At 71.5% G+C, this 7,563-nt stretch carries 7 protein-coding genes; 1 reads left to right on the forward strand and 6 read right to left on the reverse strand.

What is annotated here, in order from left to right:
* The 6 genes from VF825_RS15450 to VF825_RS15475 all read right to left on the reverse strand — a co-directional run.
* The coding region (locus VF825_RS15450) for a LacI family DNA-binding transcriptional regulator (RefSeq protein ID WP_331114900.1) at positions 1-600 on the reverse strand (600 nt) is incomplete at its 3' end.
* 60 nt (positions 601-660) lie between these two features.
* Complete coding sequence (locus VF825_RS15455) at positions 661-1,737, reverse strand: Gfo/Idh/MocA family oxidoreductase (RefSeq protein ID WP_331114902.1); 1,077 nt, start codon at positions 1,735-1,737, stop codon at positions 661-663.
* A gap of 40 nt (positions 1,738-1,777) precedes the next feature.
* A complete protein-coding gene (locus VF825_RS15460) occupies positions 1,778-2,605 on the reverse strand; it encodes a sugar phosphate isomerase/epimerase family protein (RefSeq protein WP_331114904.1) in 828 nt (275 codons plus the stop codon).
* A gap of 28 nt (positions 2,606-2,633) precedes the next feature.
* Entirely contained in the window at positions 2,634-3,503 is an 870-nt protein-coding gene (locus VF825_RS15465; RefSeq protein ID WP_331114906.1) for a carbohydrate ABC transporter permease, read from the reverse strand.
* On the reverse strand, positions 3,503-4,396 hold the full coding sequence (locus VF825_RS15470) for a sugar ABC transporter permease (RefSeq protein ID WP_331114908.1): 894 nt from the start codon (positions 4,394-4,396) through the stop codon (positions 3,503-3,505). The genes VF825_RS15465 and VF825_RS15470 overlap by 1 nt, the downstream gene beginning before the upstream one ends.
* Positions 4,393-5,736: an ABC transporter substrate-binding protein gene (locus VF825_RS15475; RefSeq protein ID WP_331114910.1), complete on the reverse strand. Its 1,344-nt coding sequence runs from the start codon at positions 5,734-5,736 to the stop codon at positions 4,393-4,395. Before VF825_RS15475 ends, VF825_RS15470 begins: the two co-directional genes overlap by 4 nt.
* A 185-nt stretch (positions 5,737-5,921) precedes the next feature.
* Here VF825_RS15475 and VF825_RS15480 point away from each other — a divergent pair.
* Positions 5,922-7,563 (forward strand): thioredoxin domain-containing protein (locus VF825_RS15480; protein WP_331114912.1); only part of this gene is annotated, 1,642 nt, incomplete at its 3' end.

A 7,563-nucleotide genomic window follows, 5' to 3' on the forward strand; every position in this document is an offset into this window, starting at 1 on the left:
GTGCCGCGCTGCGGCCCAGCGGACCCCGTCGGCCCAGGATGCCTCCGGCCCGGAGACGTAGGTGAGGCTGGTGTGGCCGAGGCCGGCCAGGTGCCGCACGGCGCGGGTGATGCCCCGCGGGTTGTCGGTGATGACACTGGGAACGTCGGCCATGGTGCGGTTCAGCACGATCATCGGCTTCTGCTTGGCCATCATCCGGATCGCCGAGTCGGACATCCGCGAGCTGGCCAGGACGATGCCCTCGACGGCGGCCAGCGACCGCTCGAGCGCCTGGCGCTCGACCAGTCCCGACTCCTGGGCGTCGGCCAGCAGCGTCGTGAACCCGGACTCGGCGGCGGCGGCGTGGGCACCCTTGATGATCGGGAAGTTGAAGGGGTTGGTGACGTCCGAGATCACCAGTGCCACCGTCGAGGTGCGGGTTCTGCCCTCGGCATGGGCCAGGGGCGTGGCCCGGTAGCCCAGCTCCCGCGCGACCTCGCGAATGCGTTGTGCCGTCTCGGCCCTGACCCGCCCGGGTCTGGAGAACGCCCGCGAGACGGTCGACGGCGCCACCCCCGCCGCACGGGCGACGTCGTAGATGGTCGGACCACCACCGGTCATGGTGTCACGGTACGAAGAGGTGCCGGGCCCCACAATCCCGGCCCGGCAGCTCCCCACCTGTCAGGGGGCCACGTCCGCGACCGGCACGGGGCGCCCGGCGTCGGCCGAGGAGTAGATGGCCCGGACCACCGCGAGGGTGCGCAGGGCCTCGGTGACGGAGACCAGTGGTCTGGTCCCGTGGCGCGCCGCCTCGAGGAAGTCCTCGTACTGCGCCGTGTGAGAGGTCGCGGTGATGCCCGCGACACGGGCCTCGCCCTCCGTCGGGGAGACGTCCGGCGCGAGCAGGTCGTGTGCCTGGTTGTCCGGTGAGCCGGCCCCGACGTCAGGCCCGACCTCGCCGCGCGCCGCGGCGTGGAAGTAGGTGAGCTGGTCGTCGTCGATGACGGCCGACCCGCGGTCCCCGTGGACCTGCACCCGCGCGTTGAGCCCCGGGTAGGCGGCCGTCGTGCCCTGGATGACGCCGAGCGCCCCGCTCTCGAAACGGATGGTCGCGACGGCAGTGTCCTCCACCTCGATCCGTTCGTGGGCCAGGCAGCCGGTCCAGGCGAAGACCTCGACCGGCGTGCCGAGGAACCACACGAGCAGGTCGATGGTGTGGATCCCCTGGTTCATCAGTGCCCCGCCACCATCGAGGGCCCAGGTTCCTCGCCAGCCTGCGGAGTCGTAGTACGCCTGGGAGCGCCACCAAGAGATGGTGGCGCTGCCCGAGGTCACGCGGCCCAGACGGCCCTCCCGGATCGCCCGGTCGACCGCGAGGCTGGACGGGTCGAAACGGTGCTGGCTGATGACCGCGACGGTGCGTCCGGACTCGACCTGGGCGCGGGCCACCCGCTGACCCGCCTCGAGGGAGACGTCGAGCGGCTTCTCGACCACCACGTGCTTGCCTGCCTTGAGCGCCGCCTCGGCGAGCTCGGCGTGGTTCCCGCTGGGCGTGCAGATCGCCACGGCGTCGATGTCCGGCACGGACAGGGCCTGGTGGAGCTCGCTGAGGGCCGTGGCGTCGTGCTCGGCGGCCAGCTGCTCGGCCCGGGGCTGCTCGATGTCGACGACGGCGGCGAGGGTCGCGCCGTCCAGGTTGGCGATGGTCCGTGCGTGCAGGGCTCCGATGACCCCGGCGCCGACGACGGCAAAGCGCATGCGTGCTCCTCGATGTGTTCGCGGGTGGTGGGGACCGGTGTCAGCAGTATCCGAGGCCGGCCTCGTCGAGCAGGCCGGTGAACGCCCGGGTGGCACGGGTGAACTGCTCGGCCCCGCTGAAGCCGCCGTGCGAGCCGGCCACGGCCAGGTGCGGCTCCATCGAGAAGAAACCGTCGAACCCGTCGGCATGCAGGGCGTCAAGCGTCTCGCGCAGCTGCCCGTCCCCCTGACCGGCGGGCACGACGGTGCCGGAGGCGAGGTCGGCGTCCTTCACCTGGATGTAGTCGACGTACGGTCGCAGCCGGGCGTAGCCGTCGGTGAACGGCCGGACGCCGCACTGCACGAAGTTGGCCGGGTCCCACGCCAGCCTCAGCTGGTCGCTGCCCACCGACTCCACGACGTCCAGGCATCGTTCGGGCACGTCGCCGTAGATGTCCTTCTCGTTCTCGTGCAGGAGCACCACGTCGTGACCCGCGGCCGCGGCCGCCAGGGCACTCATCCGGCGGAGCACCTCGTCGCGGTGCGCCGCGGGGTCCTCCCCCTCGGGCATGAAGAAGGAGAACAGCCGGATGTAGGGCGCCTCGAGCTCCCCCGCCACCCACAGGGCGCGCCGGAACCGGGCGAGGTGCGGCTCGAAGTCCTCGCGCACGGAGATCTTGCCGATCGGAGAGCCGACCGAGGAGGCCGAGATCCCATGCGCCGCAAGGGTTTTGCGCACCTCGTCGATCTTGTCGTCGTCGAGGTCGAGCACGTTGGTGTCCCACGCGCTGCGGAACTCGATGAACCGGATGCCCAGGGTGTCCAGCAGCTCGCACTGCTCCTCGAGGTCCGGCGAGATCTCGTCGGCGAAGCCGGAGAGGGTCCACATGGCAATGACTCCTGTCGTGTCGGGGGTGTCAGCCCTTGACGCCGTCGGTGGCGAGTCCACCGACGAGCTGGCGCTGGAAGATCACGGAGAGCAGGACGACGGGTGCGGCGCAGACCACCGACGCCGCCATCAGCTGCCCGTAGAGGGGCAGCGCACCACCCTCCTGGGACTGGGCGAAGACCTGCAGCTCGATCGCGGCAGTGCGCGTCTCGGGTTGGGTGAGGATGCTGGAGAAGACCACGTCGTTCCACCCGTTGAGGAAGCAGAAGGTCGTGGCGACCGCCATACCCGGCACGGACAGCGGGAGGATCACCCGCAACAGCGCGCCGAGCCGGCTGGCTCCGTCGATGCGGGCCGCCTCCTCCAGGGCCACGGGGATCTTGCGCAGGTGCACCACCATCACCCAGGTCGCGAAGGGCAGCGAGAACGTCAGGTAGGTGACGACGAGCCCGACGCGCGAGCCGACGAGCTGGACCCCGAGGAAGGCCTGGGCGGAGGAGAACACCACGAACAGCGGCAGGATGAGCATCGTGCCCGGCAGCGCCTGGAACCCGACGAGGGACCGGAGCAGCACCAGCCGCCCCACGAAGGTGAAGCGGACGAGGCAGTATGCCGTGCCCACCGCCGCCAGGGTCGCCAGCACGGCTGCGCCCAGGGCGACGACGAGGCTGTTGGCCAGCCCCTGGGCCATCGGCACGGTGGTCCACAGCCGGACGTAGTTCCCGACGGCGAGGCGGCTCGGCCACAGCCGGCCGGACACCGACTCGGCGTCCGGCATCACGGACACGAGCAGCAGGAACGCAACCGGAGCTGCCGCGACCGCGACCATCACCGCGGTGCAGGCGAGGTGCACCGGACGGGGCAGGATCATCGCGGGCTGGGTGTGGCGCCTGCCCATCAGTCCTCCCTGACCGCGTCGAGGCGGGTGGCGCGCAGGTAGAAGCCGACCGGCACGACGAGGATGACCAGCGTGAGCATCGACATCGCTGCTCCGAGCCCGAAGCGGAACTGCTGGAAGGACGTCGTGTAGACGTTCATCGGCAGCAGGTTGACCGGGTCCGGTGCCGGCACCCCGAAGAGCACGAACGGCAGCGTGAGGTTGTTGAAGTGCTGCAGCGTCGAGAGCAGCAGCGCCAGGCTGAGGGGACCGCGCAGCTGCGGCAGCACGATGTAGCGCAGCTTGTCCCGTGTCGTGGCTCCGTCCACCTCGGCCGCCTCGTAGAGCTCGTGGGAGATCGTCTGGAGTCCGGCGAGAGACATCAGGTAGATGAAGGCCCACGAGGCCCAGACGTCCACCGTGACCAGGGACCAGAAGCTGTTCCCGCCGATCAGCCAGTTCCTCCCGCCTCCCAGGCCGAGGGTCCCGAGGACCCGGTTCACCACCCCGTCGGGCTGGAGCATGAACCGCCAGAGCAGGCCGGTGACGAAGCCCGGGAGGACGTAGGGGACGAGGTAGATGCAGCGCACCAGCGCCTGACCGCGGAAGCGCCCGTTGACGGTCAGCGCCGCGAGGACCCCGAGGGGTGCAGCGATCGCGGTCGTGACCAGCGCGAAGGCGACGCTGACCCACAGTGAGTGGAGCATCCCCGCGGCGCGGATCGCCTCGAGGTAGTTGCCGGCGGCCACGAACGGCGCGTCGACCCAGTCGCGCAGGCTCACCTGGTCGAGGTCGATGACGCTGATCCAGCCGCTGGCGAGGAAGGGGCCACCGACGATCACGAGCAGCAGGCCGAGGCCGGGAGCCATGATCCACAGCGGCCGCTCCGCCAGCCGTGACCACACCCGGGTCACCGGCGCTGCCGATCCAGTGCCTGCTGCACCGTGTTCTGCGCCGCAGCGAGCTTGGCGGCAGTTGCGGCCGGGTCCACGTGACCGGAGGCGAGGTCCGGCTGGGACTGGACGACGACGTTGGCGAGGGCGAGCTGCACCTGTGCCCAGGCGCCGGTGAAGGGGGTGGGGTGTGCCGCCCGCTCGGCCTGGAGGAACGCGGCCGTCTGGGGGTCCTTCGCCGCGAGCCCGGAGGCCGCCTGCTGGTTGGCCGGCAGGTCGCCGAAGGTCTGGTTGTAGAAGAGCTGGTTCTCCGGGTCCGTCACGAGCTTGACGTACGTCAGGGCAAGGTCCTTGTGCTTGGTGTAGCCGGCAATCGCGAGGTTGTCGCCGGAGACGATCGTGCCCACCGGCTGGGCGCCGGACGGGCTGCTGGAGTGCCCGAACGGGATGGTCGGCATCGGCGCGAACCGATAGGAGCCGTGGACCTTGCCGGCGCGCAGCGTCGGCTCCGCGCCGGGCGTCACCATCGGCAGGATGCCGACCTGGCCGTTGGCGAACGCTGCCAGGGCGTCGGAGGCCTTCCAGGTGACCGCCTTGGGGTTGACCACGTGGTCGCTGGTGAGCAGCCCGAAGTAGGCGGCGAAGGAGTCTGCCACCGGCCGGCTGGTGAGCTGTGCCTTCGTGAGGTCGTCACTGACCAACCGGCCGCCGGACTGCAGCGTGTTGGTCCAGATGTACTTCCACGGGTCGTAGTCGTCGGCGTAGCCGATGGCGGTGCCCCAGGTCCCGGACCCGGGGTCGTTGAGCTTGCGGGCGTCGGCGACCAGCTCGTCCCAGGTCTTCGGCGGTGAGGTGATCCCCGCCTTGGCGAACAGTGCGGTGTTGTAGACCATGGCGTAGGGCCGCATCACGAACGGGACCCCGATCTGGTGCTTCGCGTCCGGCCCGGCCATCGCCAGCTGCGGGCCGAAGAACCGGTCTCGTCCGCCGATGGTGGCCCAGTCGCGGTCGGTGAGCGTGGCGAAGGCGCGGCTGCTGTAGGCGACAGGCGTGAACGTGGTGCCGATCTGGTAGACGTCGGGCCCGGTCCCGCTCACCACCGAGGTCTGGATCTTGGTCTGTTCCTCGGACGCGCTCGCGAAGGTGTCGAAGCTCAGGTCGCCGCCGGTCGCCTGGTGGAACTGCTGCCCGATGCGCTTCTGCCACGCCGTCATCGCGGCGGCGTGCTGGGCGTTCGCCCCGACGAGCACGTGCAGTGTCCTGCTGTCGGAGGAGCCGCCGCCCGCTCCCGCCCCACAGGCGCTCACGGCAAGCATCACGCAGGCCGTTGCGGCCAGCCCGACAGCTCGAACTGCTCTCATCGAATCGTCCCCTTCCCGGTCCCGCGCAGGCGTGCGGTGTGGAGGTCGAGACGCTAGAAGGCGGTGGGGAACCAGTCCGAGGTGTTGCCATGAGTTGCCGCCGCGTTGCCCGGCGCTGACGCGACCCCTCGGTCGGCACCGGGCGGCCGGGGGACAGCGCCGGAGACACGGCATACGTTGGAGACATGGCCAACCGACTCGCGACGGCAACGAGCCCCTACCTGCTCCAGCACGCGGACAACCCTGTCGACTGGTGGCCGTGGTCGGAGGAGGCCTTCGCCGAGGCGCGGCGCCGCGACGTGCCGATCCTGCTCAGCGTCGGCTACGCCGCGTGCCACTGGTGCCACGTCATGGCGCACCAGTCCTTCGAGGACGATGAGGTCGCGGCCGTCGTCAACGAGGGGTTCGTCGCGGTCAAGGTCGACCGCGAGGAGCGGCCCGACGTGGACGCGGTCTACATGACCGCCACCACCGCGATGAACGGCCAGGGCGGCTGGCCGATGACCGCGCTGCTCACCCCGGGCGGGGAGCCGTTCTTCACCGGCACGTACTTCCCCAAGGCCGGGTTCCTCCAGCTGCTCGCCGCGGTCCAGGACGCGTGGCTGACCCGGCGCGAGGAGGTCCTGGCTGCGGGCGACCGGATCGCCGGGGCGCTGCGCGAGGCGGTCGCGCGGTCGACGCCGCCAGCGCCCCTGGACGCCGCGGCCCTGGACCGGGCCGAGGAGCAGCTCGCGGGCGCGTTCGACCACCAGCACGGCGGGTTCGGCCGCGCCCCGAAGTTCCCCCCGTCGATGGTCCTGGAGGCCCTGCTGCGCCACCACGCCCGCACCGGGTCGACCCGAGCGCTGGAGATGGTCGAGCGCACCTGCGAGGCGATGGCCCGCGGCGGGATGTACGACCAGGTCGGGGGTGGCTTCGCCCGGTATGCCGTGGACGCCGCCTGGGTGGTCCCCCACTTCGAGAAGATGCTCTACGACAACGCCCAGCTGCTGCGCGTCTACCTGCACCTGTGGCGCGCCACGGGATCGACACTGGCGCAACGGGTCTCGCGGGAGACCGCGGACTTCCTGCTCCGTGAGCTGCGCACCCCCGAGGGTGGGTTCGCCTCGGCGCTGGACGCCGACACCGACGGCGTCGAGGGGCTGACCTACGCCTGGACCCCGCAGCAGCTGGAGGAGGTGCTCGGCCCGGAGGACGGCCGGCTGGCCGCGCAGCTGCTGCACGTCACCGAGGCCGGCACCTTCGAGCACGGCATGTCCACCCTGCAGCTGCACGCCGACCCGCCGGACCCGGCGTGGTGGGCCGACGTGCGGGCACGGCTGAAGGAGGCGCGCGACCTGCGGCCCCAGCCGGGCCGCGACGACAAGGTCGTCACCGCCTGGAACGGCCTGGCCATCGCCGCGCTGGCCGAGGCAGGAGCGCTGCTGGACGACCCGGCCCTGCTCGACGCGGCCACCCGCTGCGCCCGCTTCGTGGTGGACACCCACCTCGTCGACGGTCGGCTGCGCCGCACCTCCCGCGACGGGCGGGTGGGCGCCGCGGCCGGTGTCGCCGACGACCACGGCGACCTCGCCGAGGGGCTGCTGGCGCTGCACCAGGTCACCGGCGACCCGCAGTGGCTCGAGGTGGCGGGCATGGTGCTGGACCTGGCGCTGAGCCACTTCGCCGACGGCCGGGGCGGGTTCCACGACACCGCCGACGACGCCGAGGAGCTGTTCACCCGTCCGCGCAGCGACGCGGACAACGCCGAGCCGTGCGGCCAGTCCTCGATCGCCCACGCCCTGCTGACCTGGTCCGCGCTGACCGGGTCCGCGGAGCACCGCGAGC

Source organism: Oryzihumus sp., assembly GCF_036391795.1.
GTDB lineage: Bacteria > Actinomycetota > Actinomycetes > Actinomycetales > Dermatophilaceae > Oryzihumus.